Source organism: Flagellimonas pacifica, from assembly GCF_900215465.1.
In the GTDB taxonomy this organism is placed as follows: Bacteria; Bacteroidota; Bacteroidia; order Flavobacteriales; family Flavobacteriaceae; genus Flagellimonas; species Flagellimonas pacifica.
The window spans coordinates 126,420-141,197 of sequence record NZ_OBEH01000005.1 but is presented as its reverse complement, the minus strand read 5'-3'; the positions used below and the strand labels follow the sequence as shown (position 1 = coordinate 141,197).

At 40.0% G+C, this 14,778-nt stretch carries 16 protein-coding genes; 14 read left to right on the top strand and 2 right to left on the bottom strand.

Annotated elements, in window-relative coordinates; translation table 11 throughout:
* Positions 1 to 177: 177 nt before the first annotated feature.
* From CRO15_RS15535 to CRO15_RS15505, 8 genes are all read left to right on the top strand, one after another.
* The gene (locus tag CRO15_RS15535; RefSeq protein ID WP_243396989.1) at positions 178 to 549 is read left to right on the top strand and encodes a nuclear transport factor 2 family protein; all 372 of its coding nucleotides are present in this window, start codon (positions 178 to 180) and stop codon (positions 547 to 549) included.
* Positions 549 to 1,262, top strand: coding sequence for a PepSY domain-containing protein (locus CRO15_RS15530; RefSeq protein WP_417935221.1), 714 nt, complete (start codon positions 549 to 551; stop codon positions 1,260 to 1,262). The genes CRO15_RS15535 and CRO15_RS15530 overlap by 1 nt, the downstream gene beginning before the upstream one ends.
* Before the next feature lie 362 nt (positions 1,263 to 1,624).
* Positions 1,625 to 1,819, top strand: coding sequence for a hypothetical protein (locus tag CRO15_RS19660; protein ID WP_133067260.1), 195 nt, complete (start codon positions 1,625 to 1,627; stop codon positions 1,817 to 1,819).
* A gap of 9 nt (positions 1,820 to 1,828) precedes the next feature.
* Entirely contained in the window at positions 1,829 to 2,395 is a 567-nt protein-coding gene (locus tag CRO15_RS15525; protein ID WP_097046776.1) for a helix-turn-helix domain-containing protein, read from the top strand.
* Between the two features lie 355 nt (positions 2,396 to 2,750).
* A complete protein-coding gene (locus tag CRO15_RS15520) occupies positions 2,751 to 5,012 on the top strand; it encodes a heavy metal translocating P-type ATPase (protein ID WP_097046775.1) in 2,262 nt (753 codons plus the stop codon).
* Between the two features lie 9 nt (positions 5,013 to 5,021).
* Complete coding sequence (locus CRO15_RS15515) at positions 5,022 to 5,363, top strand: hypothetical protein (RefSeq protein WP_133067259.1); 342 nt, start codon at positions 5,022 to 5,024, stop codon at positions 5,361 to 5,363.
* A gap of 16 nt (positions 5,364 to 5,379) precedes the next feature.
* Positions 5,380 to 5,598 (top strand): heavy-metal-associated domain-containing protein, encoded by a 219-nt coding sequence (locus tag CRO15_RS15510; protein ID WP_097046773.1) that lies wholly within the window; start codon positions 5,380 to 5,382, stop codon positions 5,596 to 5,598.
* 29 nt (positions 5,599 to 5,627) lie between these two features.
* Positions 5,628 to 6,401 carry a M90 family metallopeptidase gene (locus tag CRO15_RS15505; RefSeq protein ID WP_097046772.1) on the top strand — a complete coding sequence of 258 codons (774 nt, stop codon included), beginning with the start codon at positions 5,628 to 5,630 and terminating at the stop codon, positions 6,399 to 6,401.
* Between the two features lie 509 nt (positions 6,402 to 6,910).
* Here the strand turns inward: CRO15_RS15505 and CRO15_RS15500 are convergent.
* Both CRO15_RS15500 and mobC read right to left on the bottom strand, forming a co-directional pair.
* Positions 6,911 to 9,205 carry a relaxase/mobilization nuclease domain-containing protein gene (locus tag CRO15_RS15500; protein WP_097046771.1) on the bottom strand — a complete coding sequence of 765 codons (2,295 nt, stop codon included), beginning with the start codon at positions 9,203 to 9,205 and terminating at the stop codon, positions 6,911 to 6,913.
* Positions 9,206 to 9,592 carry a plasmid mobilization relaxosome protein MobC gene (mobC, locus tag CRO15_RS15495; protein WP_165769973.1) on the bottom strand — a complete coding sequence of 129 codons (387 nt, stop codon included), beginning with the start codon at positions 9,590 to 9,592 and terminating at the stop codon, positions 9,206 to 9,208. It lies immediately after the preceding gene.
* A 206-nt stretch (positions 9,593 to 9,798) separates the two neighbouring features.
* Between mobC and CRO15_RS15490 the strand changes: the two genes are divergently transcribed.
* From CRO15_RS15490 to CRO15_RS15465, 6 genes are all read left to right on the top strand, one after another.
* The gene (locus CRO15_RS15490) at positions 9,799 to 10,539 is read left to right on the top strand and encodes a hypothetical protein (protein ID WP_097046769.1); all 741 of its coding nucleotides are present in this window, start codon (positions 9,799 to 9,801) and stop codon (positions 10,537 to 10,539) included.
* A 214-nt stretch (positions 10,540 to 10,753) separates the two neighbouring features.
* Positions 10,754 to 10,987, top strand: a complete 234-nt coding sequence (locus CRO15_RS15485; RefSeq protein WP_133067258.1) for a hypothetical protein — start codon at positions 10,754 to 10,756, stop codon at positions 10,985 to 10,987.
* Entirely contained in the window at positions 10,947 to 11,276 is a 330-nt protein-coding gene (locus tag CRO15_RS15480; RefSeq protein WP_165769972.1) for a hypothetical protein, read from the top strand. The genes CRO15_RS15485 and CRO15_RS15480 overlap by 41 nt, the downstream gene beginning before the upstream one ends.
* Before the next feature lie 11 nt (positions 11,277 to 11,287).
* On the top strand, positions 11,288 to 11,611 hold the full coding sequence (locus CRO15_RS15475) for a DUF4133 domain-containing protein (protein WP_097046766.1): 324 nt from the start codon (positions 11,288 to 11,290) through the stop codon (positions 11,609 to 11,611).
* A complete protein-coding gene (locus CRO15_RS15470) occupies positions 11,596 to 14,157 on the top strand; it encodes a TraG family conjugative transposon ATPase (protein WP_097046765.1) in 2,562 nt (853 codons plus the stop codon). Before CRO15_RS15475 ends, CRO15_RS15470 begins: the two co-directional genes overlap by 16 nt.
* Entirely contained in the window at positions 14,154 to 14,771 is a 618-nt protein-coding gene (locus CRO15_RS15465; protein ID WP_097046764.1) for a hypothetical protein, read from the top strand. Before CRO15_RS15470 ends, CRO15_RS15465 begins: the two co-directional genes overlap by 4 nt.
* Positions 14,772 to 14,778 lie beyond the last annotated feature (7 nt).

Here is a 14,778-nt window from a genome sequence, read left to right as displayed (position 1 = left end):
GGTATTCATAATACAAAGAGAACCGGCCTTTGAAAAGAAATAAATAAGAAACTTTAAAAACAGCATATGAAAACATTAAAACGATTAATACCTGCGGTCCTGATAATTTTGACGTTCGTCACCGGCCACGCACAACAAGACGGACCGTCTTCGGACAAGGGGATGGTGGCCCAAACAATGAAGTCTTATAAGGACGCTCTGGAAAACAAGACCACAGCGGGTACGTTCGCGCTTTTTTCGGAAGATTCGCAAGTGTTTGAACAAGGCGGCGTGGAAGGTAGCTATGCACATTATATTGAACACCATCTGGGTCCGGAACTGGGCCATTTCAAGAGTTTTGATTTCTCTGAATACAAGATAGATGTTGTGGTTGACCTGCCCTACGCTTTCACCACTGAAACATACATCTATACGATAGTCCTTCGACCGGACGAAAAAGGGGAATCCAGAACCATACGTAAAAAAGGGGTCGCGACCTCCATCCTAAGGAAGACCGATGGGGACTGGAAAATCATTAAGACCCATTCCTCCTCCAGAAACAAAAAGTAATGATCGTAAAACGCCAGACCTCATTAAAAATAAGAAAGGTACATCGTTACCTGGGCATCTTTTTGGGTATCCAGTTTTTGATGTGGACGATCAGCGGCATGTATTTCAGTTGGACGGATATCGATGATATCCATGGTGACCATTTCAAAAAAGAAAGGCCGGAACAAACCCGTTTTTCAGATTTACTGGGCACCTCCGGTTTGGAAACAAAAGAACCCATCAGTTCCCTGGAATTACTGGAAATCGCCGGACACCCCTATTATTGGATCAATGGAACGCTGCTGTACAATGCCCGAACCGGAAACAAGAAGGACAAAATTACCAGGGAAGAGGCCCGACAAGTGGCCAGCAGATATATGCTTCCGGAATTGAAGGTCACCGGGATCGAGCTTATCGAGGAAGTGGGCGACCACCACGAGTACCGTGGTAGGCCGTTGCCAGTATATGAGATTTCTTATGAGACCCCCCAGGACCTGAAAGCCTATGTGGCCGTTGGGAACGGTGCCTTCCAAACTGTAAGGCACCGTAATTGGCGATGGTTCGACTTTCTATGGATGACCCATACCATGGATTATGAAGGGAGGGACAACTTCAACACGGTAGTGCTAAGGGCCTTTTCCTTATTAGGCCTGATAACTGTGCTAAGTGGCTTCTTATTGTGGTTCATCAGTTCGCCGACAATGATAAAATTAAAAAAAAGAACCAAACTATAGACAAAGTAAATACCCTGAAAAAGGTGGTTGCAAAAAGGAGTTTTAGGCCCTTAAAAAGGAACGGTACGATAATGTTTGGCCTAATCAAAATTGACAAAATGTATTGATTATGGATGAAGGTATTGAAGAAAAAGAAAGGAAATTGCAAAATTCGGAGAGCGTTTCTTGGCAAAAGGAAGGCCTATACATTTTAATTTCAATATTAATACTGTTCGGAATACACATTTTGATTACGCTTCTTCTGTATGCCCTATTGGAGCCGTAGAAACGCTTGAATCGATATGGGCTGAAAAATGCATTGCTCCAATTCAGATCCAATGTAAGTGGTATAGATCAGATATAGTTGCTAAAAATGTTTAATGATGAGCGAGAATCGCAGGAGAAGAAGAATGGAAGAAAGGGGTTCAATGAAATTTGAATCGAATCTAGAGAAAGAAAAGAAGGATAAAAGGATAAAAATATATGGCATTTTAGCGCTAGTGTTGTTTTTTGTTATAGCGGTAGTTGCCATTTTCCTAAAAGCATGGTGGGAATTCAGAGCTACATATGGAACCTAATTTAATGTTATGAAATCAGTGTTATACATAAAAAACATGGTTTGCCCAAGGTGTATTATGGCTGTCCAAGGAATTTTGGATAAAATGGGGATTTCGTACACAACCGTCAACCTGGGTGAAATAGTCCTAAAAGAGGAGCTTATGGGCGAAATAAGGGAAGATTTAAACGACAGGCTTGAAAAGTTTGGATTTACAATTATCAACGACCGCAAGGGTCAACTCATAGAGCAGATGAAAAACCTGGTCATTGCCAACGTCCATCATTCCAACGAAGGAAAAGATATAGTTTGGGCAGACCTCATAAGCAATGAACTAAAACTGGATTTCAAATATTTAAGTTCACTTTTTTCCTCGGTTGAAAGCATCACTTTTGAGCAATATGTCATAAACCAAAAAATTGAACGAAGTAAAGAACTGCTTGTTTATGATGAGTTGACATTAACTGAAATAGCGTATCAACTCAATTATAGTAGTGTTGCCTATTTGAGCAGTCAATTTAAAAAAGTAACCGGGATGACACCAACACAGTTTAGGAAGAGCGTGGTCAAAAACAGGAAGTCCTTGGACGATGTTTAATAAATTATTTGTGATGCAGATTTAAGCCATCTAGGAGAAAAGACCCTTTTAACCCAAATAAGTTTTTGCGTGAAGAATAGTCAAAATTTTCAGGAATAATATTTACTGATGAAGAGTGGCTAAATATCAATATTAAATTTCTGAATGAGCATCATTTCTATACTGAAGCCGCGCATACTATGTTCTCAAAACAGAAATACAACAATATTCTGGAAATCAAAACCAAGGGCTTATCAATGCACTAAATCAAATAAGAGTCTGTTATAAAGGTGAATTCTATAACACTTTCAGCGAATATCGTAACAACCTGCCCATATCCTATTCCGAACTTTGTGTAACAAAATTGAGATAGATAATGGTGCAAACAAATATACTTGAAACCAAATCCAATGCAAGTAGCGAGGGAATAAAAAAATCCTTTCCGGTCACGGGTATGACCTGTGCGGCCTGTGCCTCCAGCGTGGAATCCATTCTCACCCATACGGACGGGGTCCATGGTGCCAGTGTCAATTTTGCCAGTAGTACCGTCCAGGTGGAATATGATAAAGCATTAAGCCCCAACGACCTTCAAAACGCCCTACGGGCGGTCGGTTATGACCTCATTGTAAATGCCGAAAATGCTTCAGAAGTCCAGCAAGAGCTTCAGATCAAACATTATGAAGATATAAGGACGCGCACCATTTGGTCGGCCATACTTACGCTGCCCGTCTTTGTCCTTGGCATGTTCTTTATGGATTGGATCCCGGGAAAATGGATTTCCCTGGTACTTTCCATCCCTATTCTGTTCTGGCTTGGAAGGAGTTTTTTTATCAATGCATTCAAACAGGCCAAGTATGGCAAGGCCAACATGGACACTTTGGTGGCCCTCAGTACCGGGATCGCCTTTCTGTTCAGTGTTTTCAATACCTTTTTTCCCGAGTTCTGGTTGAACCGGGGAATTACCCCACATGTCTATTATGAGGCAGCCACCGTAATAATTACGTTTATTTCCTTGGGGAAATTGTTGGAGGAAAAAGCCAAATCAAACACATCTTCAGCGATTAAAAAACTAATGGGGCTACAACCCAAAACGCTAAGGGTGATTGAAAATGGAATCGAAAGGGAGATTCCAATTTCGACCGTCCGCATCGGTCAAACCATTTTGGTCCGTCCAGGGGAAAAGATTCCCGTGGACGGCGAGGTATCCAAGGGGAACTCGTATGTGGACGAAAGTATGATCTCCGGGGAACCCGTTCCCGTGGAAAAAATAAAAGGAGAAAAGGTTTTTTCGGGAACCGTGAACCAAAAAGGGAGTTTCCGGTTTGTTGCCGAAAAAGTAGGTGGGGAAACCCTGCTTTCCCAAATCATAAAAATGGTCCAGGAAGCTCAGGGGAGCAAAGCACCTGTACAAAAATTGGTCGACAAAATAGCCGGCATATTTGTTCCGGTGGTCATGATGATTTCTATCCTAACCTTTATTGTTTGGCTGTCCATAGGTGGTGATAACGGCTTTTCCCAGGCATTGTTGACCTCTGTTGCCGTATTGGTCATTGCCTGTCCCTGTGCCCTAGGTTTGGCCACACCCACCGCAATTATGGTTGGTATCGGCAAGGGTGCGGAAAACAACATTCTTATCAAGGATGCGGAAAGCCTGGAGCTGGGCCATAGGGTAAACGCGGTAATCCTGGATAAAACAGGGACCATAACCGAGGGCAAGCCAATGGTAACAGACATCCTATGGAGCTACCATGTGGTCGAAAAGGACCATTACAAACAAATACTACTTGCTCTTGAGGCCCAATCGGAACATCCCTTGGCAGAAGCCGTAGTATCGTATTTAAAGTTGGGGAACAACACCCCCATGGAGGTTTCAAACTTTCAGAGTATCACCGGCAAGGGCGTCCGAGGAGAAACTTCAAAGGGGTTAAGGTTCTTTGTGGGAAACCATAAGCTCTTGTCCGATAATGGGATTCTAATTGACCCTTCCTTGAACCGAGAGGCAGAGCGTCTGGAAAGGAAGGCAAAGACGGTGATTTTCTTTGCCGATAGCAGGCAAGTGCTATTGGTCATGGCAATTGCCGATAAAATTAAGGCAACCTCCAAGAAGGCCATACAGGCCCTTGGTGAAAAGAATATCGAGGTTTTTATGTTAACCGGCGACAACAATAAAACGGCAGCTGCAGTGGCCGAACAAGTTGGCATAACAACCTATAAGGGCGAAGTACTGCCATCCGATAAGGCGGCATTTGTTGAAGAACTACAATCCCAAGGGAAAATAGTGGCCATGGTGGGGGATGGCATAAACGATTCACATGCCCTGGCACAAGCCGATGTTAGCATTGCCATGGGCAAAGGTTCCGATATAGCCATGGATGTAGCAAAAATTACCCTTATAACCTCAGATCTGCAATCAATACCAAAAGCCTTGAAACTTTCAAAGAGAACGGTATTGGGAATTCGTCAAAACCTGTTTTGGGCCTTTATCTACAATATTATCGGAATTCCAATAGCGGCAGGAGTACTATATCCGATCAACGGATTTTTATTGGATCCAATGATCGCGGGTGCAGCAATGGCATTCAGCAGTGTATCCGTCGTGGCCAATAGTTTAAGATTAAGGAATTATTCAATTAACTAAGTGAAAAAAATGGACGCAAACCAGAACAACTATATAAATATGTCCTTGGAAAGGATCGCAACATGTGAAACAACACTGGAAAAATTATCCGCCACTTGTTGTTTGCCGGTCAGAAGTAAAAAAATGGAGGACACCTTTGACAGTCTGAACAATCTGGGGAGTCAATTGCGAACGGCCAATAAAGAATCCATTTCAAACTGTATCGTTGAAATTGAGGAATGTGGAAGCCAAATAGGAAAACTCTATGTTTCTTGCTGTACGGAAAGAAAAGAGCCTTTATATCAACAGTTGTTCAAGCAACTTAATGAAATTCATACAAATGTTCACAGGATACTGGGAACGGCACATTAATATAAATCAAAATAGAATGGAAACAATCAAATTAAAGACGAATATCAACTGTGGTGGGTGCATCTCCAAAGTAACTCCATTTCTCGACAAACTTGAAGGAATCGATACCTGGGAAGTGGACACGAACGATCCTGACAAGATCCTTACCATAAAAAGCAATGGTGCCTCCGAAGAGGATGTTAAAACTACTTTGCAAAAAATTGGATTTAAAGGGGAACATGTAAATTCATACTAAAGGACATTCATCAACCTTCTTGAATAAATATGCTCTATCTCGTAATTTTTGGGCTGATTCTTCTTCTTATCTTTTATTCCATATCAAGAATAGGAAAGAAAAAGGTAGCGCCCTTCCCCCAGCAATGGCATCCTTTACTATTGGAAAGAGTGCTCTTCTACCGGAACCTTTCCAAGGAGAGACAGGAGGTTTTTCAAAAGAGAATGATGCAATTTTTAAGCGAGGTCTATATTGATGGAGTACAATTGGAGCTGAGGGAACTTGATAAAATATTGATCGCGGCCAGCGCGGTTATACCTGTCTTCGGATTCGAGGAATGGTATTATACCAATTTAAGTGGGGTTTTGCTATACCCCGACCATTTCAATGGGGACCTGGAATTTGACAAGAAAGGAAAATCACGGAACATTGCCGGTTTAGTGGGGACTGGGAGATTTGAAAAACAAATGATCCTATCGCGGAAAGCACTGTACCACGGCTTTATGAATTCCAGTGATAAAAGCAATACCGCCATTCATGAATTCGTGCACCTTATCGACAAGATCGACGATTTTACGGACGGTATCCCCGAAAGGCTCCTGCAACAACAATATACGATTCCCTGGCTGAAATTGATCCATAGGGAAATGGAGGCAATAAACAAAAACCGTTCCGATATCCGTAAATACGGGGGGATAAACGAGGCGGAATTCTTTGCCGTGGCTTCGGAATATTTTTTTGAACGCCCCGATCTACTCGAGAAAAAACATCCTGAACTCTATAAAATGTTGGCACAATGTTTCAAACAGGAACCGGGTATATGAAATAGGTATGTTTTAGGACTACCAACTATTTCTGCCTTGAGGACGATTTGGAATAATTGCAATACTTCTTTAAAGCTGTTTTGAAGAAAGATGTCTACAATACAAGGGTGTTATTTAATGGCTACAAGGAAGTGCTTATCGCATAAAGATATATTCGTGGCAATTCGCTGTTGGGGCTATAGTTATTACAGTAATTACTCTCGGAACAATTGGTTGGGAAAGCTTTAATGCTGCGACACTGAAACCCTTTAAAGGTGTTCCGAAATGAATAAGTTATTTAACCCTATAACCTCGTGTAAGGCAATAAAAAAGGGAAGGTTATTTTTTATAGAAAACCTATCACCCTAAAATTCAAAATTTAACTTTTGAGTTTTATGCTCTCTGCGCTAATTGACAAAACCTGTTTGATGAGTAAAATATGGCGGGTGTCCATTTTTTTATATGGCTGATTATCCTAAACATCAGGGTCTATCTAATAACAAAAAAAGGGAAAATAGAACTATTAAAGTTTAGATAAACACATTCTTATATCTCGAATAATCGGTTAGCTCATCCTTAAATCCATTGAAGACCTCTTCGTCCTTGACAGAACTTTTACCCATTAGTGCACTAAATGCATAAACACTTTTTCTCAAAAGAGAGAGGTGTTGGGCGTTAATCTTTCGCTTGGAAAGGTCTAGAATCTTGCTTTTCAATCCGTTATTCATATGGTACTCCATTACATCCAAAGAAAGGTATGGTCGGATACCATCATAAACTATCATAAAAGCGGCCTTGTCATACAGTTGTTTCTCTATTAAATATGAGACCCAAAGATTTTGGAGTCTGTCCCGACCCTGTTGTTTTAGAGCGTTGATTTTTTCGTATTGGTTTTGAAACACATCTGTTAAGTTCTTTATGGACTTTAGGTAAGCTTGGGTGTTTTTTGAAAGCAAAAGTCCTTTATTAAACTTGTCATATATAGAAAATAGGTGTATTTCCCCTTCCCTACTTTCAAAATAAAAACCTTTGGCATTGAAGAGTTTGATATAATCCAATGCGGATTTTTCGAAAGGGACATGGAACCTTTGTGCTGTTTTCAAATACGCACCCAGGGACAATTCTTCGAATTTTTGTCTGTATCGGGGAATCATAGCCTCATACAATTTCGGAAAGATCAAAGGAAGAAATAGCGCATTCGCCCTTATGGTTTTCTCACCATCCTCTTCGACATCCAACAAACACTTCAGCATCTTTTCGTTTTCGTTGATAAAGCCTGTGGAAATATAAGGGGTAGTTTCATTGGGTAACCGCATCCGATCAAGTGCCAAAGGAACAGCATACAAGTTTGAGTTGATATAGGATAAATTCTGGTTGGCATATTTTGCACCAACACTTTGAACCAGCTCAAAAAGAATACCATCCCTTTCCGTTAGATCGAAAACCGAAGTATCAAGCACTTTTTTTATCAATTCCACTTTGTCCTCCAATACATTGAGTTCTTTTTTGGTTTCTGTGGCATGTATTGCATTTCGTGTGAATTCAAATTCTCTTTGTACAGCTCTGGATAATATGGCATTGGAGTTTTCGGGCATATAGTTGGAAAGAAAAGTAAAACCCTCTGTGCTCTGGATTTCAGGCCAAACTTCAGTACCGTTCTTCTTCAGAACATATTCAGAAAGAAGAACATTCTTTTTGTACGAATTCAAATATTGTTTATAGAGGGCCTCCTTGATCATTTTCCTTATCTCCAAGGTGAACTGATCACTGTCCAAATCGATTTTGGTAGGGCCATTGGAATTTTTGGCAAGAACAAGTTCGGATTCCGTATCCGGACTTATTTCCGAACCTTGAAATACATAACCTGATTTATCATGGATCATAAAACCTTCTATACCCTCTTTTTTGTTGTACAGTATTTGAAAATCCATTTTTTGATATTCCCTTAGCACCGATGGCATATCTTCGGGGGAAATATTTTTAAAGAGCTTTTTGGTGGTCAGCAATTGTTTTTCCAAACGTTTTTTGTGCATTGGCACCAACTTGGATTTTGAGTTCCTCTTAAAGAGGGAGTCCATTTTTGGACCACTAAATTTAGGGTGTACAACATAGCCATTGATAAATCTGGATCTATAGCCATTATCAACTTCAATACCATAGGATACCCCTACCCGCCCATTCTCATTTGTTTTATGGCTGATCAGGATATGATACGGTTTTACCAATTGGGAAAGCTCTTCAAAACTACGAACCTTGTATCGTTGTAAAACCGTATTCAGGATATCCTGGATGTAGAATTTGACCCCGTTCGAATCATCGGGCAAGGGCTGTATCTCGGGCAGTCTATGGACCGCTAGTTCCCTTTGCTCCATGGTTTCGGGAGAAGGTTGGAGACCGTACTCCTTTTCCAGGTGTTTTTGGGTCGCGATGTTCCGGTTATAATCATGTGAAAGATTGACCAAGGTATTATCATCCTTGACGGTAGTCGTTACAATATGAACATGTTCATGTTTGGTATCATCATGTCTGACCACAACAAAGGGTTGTTCGCCATAACCCATATGGTCCATATATTCGGTGGCCAATTTATGGAAGTTTCCATCGCTTAGAAATTCCCCGTGCGGGAGGTTGATCGTAATGTGCGTGTACCTCTTTTTGGTCCCGTGCCGGTTGCCCATAAAATGCAAGGCATGCTTGAGCAGTTCTGGATGACTTTCCATTTCAGGGGATGTATTCGAGAATCCAAGTATTTTCGCACCCTCTTTATGCAGGACATAATTGAGTATGCCATGGACACTTTCGCGATAAAGGATTCTAGCTATCATCTAAATATTTTCCATATCAAGAGCCTCCAAAATTTTTGACATTAGCTCGTTTGATCTTTTTATTTCCTGTTCAAGATTGGAAGAAGGACTCCTCATATTTTTATAGTTGGCAACTTTGGTAAGCTGGTTGATATTGACTCCTATTTTATGGATTTGGTATATGAGATTGGAAAATGAATCGGGCAATTTATCTTCTTGAACGGTTTCCTTATTTAAAATCAAACGTCTCAAAAATGGCCCTACCACACCTCGCTTTTTAAAGTCCAAATTGTACGATTCAATAATGGTTTTCACCTGCTCCAATTCCGAGGAACTGAACCAAAGTTTGAACCCATGAATCCTTTTATCCTCTCCTAACGGCTTCCTTCCTCCCTTATTTTTTTTCATGATAACATCAGAATTTATGATGGTGTACATCAAGCACTTCGAAGAAGTAGAAAGTTTTAAGGGTCTTAAAACATAACTTGCTGTATTCTCCGAATACAAATATAACAAATCGAAAAAGAATCGAAATGGAAAGATTGGTTCAGTGTTATATGGTTTGATCCAGCGGTTTAACCATTCATTGTTATATTGACAAAAAAAATATAGACATGAAGAACAAAAAGACTTTTAATGATTTTTTCAACGAATTCCGTAGGACATTTTCCGATACGATTATTTTTTTTCCGGAGACCTTTTCAGATAAGCGGACCAGGTTTACTTTAATCCTATTCGTTATTACCATGCTACTTTTCATGTTGGGCGATTTGCTCTATATTCTCAAAATATGGAATGATGCAGGATTGTATATTATGTGTGTTTCTACTCTTCCTTTACTCATCTATATTTTCATTTTCCAAAACATCAGGGCCAGAAAAGAGCTAAAACGAAATGGATATCCAAGACCGAAAAATTGGTTGAAATGGGAGTCGGAGGAATTGCGGGACATTAAAACCAAGTTTGCGTACACCGAGTATAAAGTTTACTCAATGGCAGTACTTAAAACTAATATTGAGATTGGCAAAGACCTGATCAACGCCCCAATAAAAAATCCATTTGTTTCCTTGGAAAAGTTCATGGAATATTTTGGAAAAACCCTGATCGGGATATTCATCGCACTTTTGGTTTTTAATCTGAACAAAGAATTTACCGATAAAGGGCTCAAACTTGTTGTTAGGATGGCCATAGGCATGGTACTTTTTTATGGGGCTTTTAGTTTCATATGGATTTATATGTTCAGAAGAATGTATTTCGACAAACTGTACACAAGAAAAAAGCGTTTGAAAGAATTTGTATATGTATTGCAAAATATTCTTCTCCTTAGGTTACAAAAGAAAGAAAGGAAGAAATAAAACGATTCATTCAAGAGCTGTAACAAATAAGAAACTCAACAATAATACGTTGTATATGCATTATGCATGCAAACTATAGTTAAGGAATATAAGTTTGAATATTTACTGGAAAATATTGATTGGTTTGGTCGTACTCTATTATGGGTATGTTTTTTGGGTCCTGCTATCCAAAAAAAGTAAGGAAACAAAAAAAGAATCAGAAAAACTTGATAATTTGCAAATAAATACTAATTTAGCAAATAATTCGTTTAATGAACAAACTGATTTGGAGGCAATACTCAACCAGGTAGACGAGGCGGAAAACAACTCGAAACTCTTGGATGCTTTTAAAAAGGGTTCATCGAATGAAGATGATTCTAATTCCTTAACTCACAAAAAGCATGAAAAACTCAAAATCATTCGCGACGATGGTGCGGTCGATAAAAACGAGACCGACGCCGATTCTTAAAACAACCTTTCTTCTCTTTTTTATTTTGGTTCCATTATGGTCTTTTGGCCAGATAGAAGAACTCATTCGGGAAACGCAAGAGTTCAAAAATGATTCCGAAACGCTCTCCACTGAAATTATAGGCATTATCAAAATCATTGCCGGAGTGGCCATTGCTATCAGTGGACTCACCTACCTATACTTTAGGGATCAACAAAGTGACCTTACAAACAAACTGGGCAAGGCGATTATCGGAATCGCAATTTTCTTTGCGCTCATTGCCGTAGGTGAAGGGATAGCATCTTTATAAACCCGTTCATTATGGAAGGTTCATTTAGTCTAATCCGAAAGGGATTACAGAAAGATGTATTGTATAAGGGCCTAAAGGCCAAATACATCAATTACAGCCTATATTTTGGTTTTGCCGCTATCATTATGGGTCTGGTGCTATCTACACTGGTACCTATGGTCTTGGCCCTAATATGCACCACCGTTCTTATTGCCATAATATTCTTGATCTTATTGTTCTATTCCAGAACCTATGGCGCCAATGGTTTTGTCAAAAAACTGGCGGATAGCCATAAGCCCAAAGCTATCAAAATTTCCAATTCATATGAAAATCTATTGTTATGGAAAAACAGATAGCACTTTGGGATGCGTTCCCTATTTACGGATATGAAAGGAGGTCATTGATTTCAAAGGAAAAAGGATTCCTTACCATTCCCTTGGAACTGCAACTTCCAGAAGTTTTTACATTGGAGACAGTTGAATATGAAGCGTTACAGGAACTTTTCTTCAACGTGATCAATATTCTGGGGCCGAATACACTGCTCCATAAACAGGATTTTTTCCTCCAGGAAAACTATGCTCTATTAAGGGAACGGTTAGAGGGAGATTTTTTAGAGCGTTCCAATGAACAACATTTTGAGGGGCGTGCCATTCTCAACGGCTTTCACTATCTCTATATCAGTATCGTCCCAAAAGACTATATCAAATACAGCTCTCGTCGGGCAAATTCATTTTTGAGCAAGAGCCGTGATTTTTATCTCAACCATACCGTTCCCAAAGAATTTGTGAACAGTGATCTTTTGATGGATTTTGAAAGCAAGGTAGAAAGTGTCAACAGTCTGATCAATAGTTCGGGATTGATACAATCCAAAATTATGGATTATAAAAATCTGTTTTCCCAAAACGGTCTATACTCTAAATACTTTTCGCTCTCCCATGCGAATCCCGGACTGCCCGATGTTGATTTTGACAACAACTCTATTTGGGCCGGTGATAAGCAAGCCCAGTTTTTCACTCTGGAAAACCTGGAACAGTTTACAAAGGACCATGTTGCACCAAATGAATTTTACGGAAAGTTTACTACCAGATATAACCTTTTTCCAATAGGGAATTTGTTTTCCCTCGGGTTCAAGATTCCCTATGAACATATAGTCAATCAATATATCTATATCCCCGATCAAGAAAAAGCATTGAAACAATTACGTAAAAAAGCAAAACGGTTTGTTCAGTTCAGTAGCGGGAAAAAAGATGATAGCAATGCTATATATGCCGATCAGATTTATGAATACAACAGGGATATATTGGAAAACCATAAGGAATCTGTTTTCTACCATTTGAACGTGCTTGGGTTTGCCGACCGTTCTGTAGAGCATAGGCATTTATGCAATAACATATCCTCGGCATTCAAGAAATTAAAGATCAATGTAAAAGAGAACACCATCGACCGAAAGAATCTTTTCTTCGGAGGGGTTCCTGGAAATGCCATTGGGATTTCCTCGGATATGTACATGCCCATGTCGAGCGATATGGCCGCGTCCCTCTTATATTTTGAGGGTGCCTATAAAGATGCTACCAAATCGGTAGAGGGATTGCGCTTGGTAGATAGAATTTCAGGGAAACCGCTATCGGTCAGTGTATATAGGGAACCGGAAGAAAAAAACTGGATATTTAACCGGGGGATGCTAGTGGCCTCTGGTTCGGGCGGAGGCAAGTCCTATTTGACGAACCACTACATAGCCTCTGAACTCCGGCAAGGCGGCGAGGCCGTTATCATGGAAGATGGCAACTCCTATGACAAAATTACAGAGGTATTCGGTGGGGTAATCCTTCAGCATGACAATGAACATCCATTTACCTTCAATCCCTTCCTATTGGATACCTATGATATCATTAAGACCGAACTCGGGGAAAAGTCATTATCGGAAAGCAAGTTGTTGTATCTGGTCACTTTGCTCAAACTCATTACGGGGGATCAAGATAATACATCCCCCAAATCGAATGCACATGAGGTCGAAAAGACTTTGTTCGAGATTCTGGTGACCGGCTACTATGAGCAAATGTGGGGCCATGAAAATCAAGATTTCAAGTTCGATACCTTTTTTGAATTCTGCAAGACCCATCTCAATGCCTTAATGGAAAAGCATAAAATAATGAGGGATGTATTCGATTCGAATGTTTTCTTGTTTCTATTGGAGAAATATCATTCCGAAGGGCCAAGGGGCAACCTTCTGAACAAGGAAGACAAGCGGATTACACGATTGAGCGAAGAGAAGATAGTGTATTTCAAATTGGGGAAACTGATCGACAATGAATTGTTGTTTCCGATAACGGCATTGATGATCATGGAGATCTTCAACAAGAAAATACACGACCCATCGAAATTGACAATTAATAAGATACTGGCTGTTGATGAAGCATGGAAGGCGTTGGACAGACCGGAATTGGCCGGGTACTTCAACAGTCAGTCCAGGATGGCACGTAAACTTGGCGGGCAACCCATATTTATTTCTCAAAAAGTAGATGACTTCATAGCATCCGAAATCATCAAAAATGCCATAGTGGTCAACTCACACATAAAGGTTTTTCTGGATATGCGGGACTTCGCTAAATCTTTTGACAAGATACAGGAGATAATGGGACTGGGAGAAAAGCAGAAACAACTCATCCTTTCCATCAACAAAGACCTTCCGGAGAACAGAAAATTTAGGGAAGTTGCCTTTTGCTGGATGGATAAAATCAAGGTATATGGGGTTGAAACGTCCTTGGCTGAAAAATGTATCTATGAGACCAATCCAACGGAGAGTTCAAGAATACAAAAACTATATAAAAAGAATCAAAACAACTGGGAACTGACGGCCAAGGGATATGCTTACGAAAGCTCTCTTAAAAACAAGAAATCATGAAAACAAGACTACTAATTCTCGTACTGCTCTCCCCTATCCTGGTGACAGCACAGATACCGGTAACCGATGCGGCCACAAATGCAAGTGTTGGCATGGTGAACAGTCAATTGACCAGCATCAATTTACAGTTAAAAGCCGTGAACAAGAACCTGTCAAGATTGATAAACCTCATGGAGAAAAACAACAACAACAATCGAAAATCCAAAGAGATTTTAAAGGAAGAGTTGGATGCCAAAAAGAAGGCTCCTGACTATGTAATCAAATCAACGGATGTGAACATGACCATAAGCTTAAAGGACAAAATTCTAAAGGCATACCGAACCTCAAGTAATACAGTTCAGGAACTGGAGTATCTGGAGCGGGGCGAGACCCAAGAATTCGTCGGCTATGCGTCGCAGGCCATTTTGGAGACAAATAAATTATTTAAACAGTGTAACGATATCCTGAAGACCAAATCCATCATCTTGCCCGAAGAGCGCTTAAAGAAAGTGGATGGCATTAATATAAAATTGAACGAGATTTTAGATGATTTGATTGCCTACAACGATAGACTTTCCAAATTGAACGCATTTAGAAAGGCAAGAAGGACATTGATCAATATGAATAAGGATTAAAACAAGC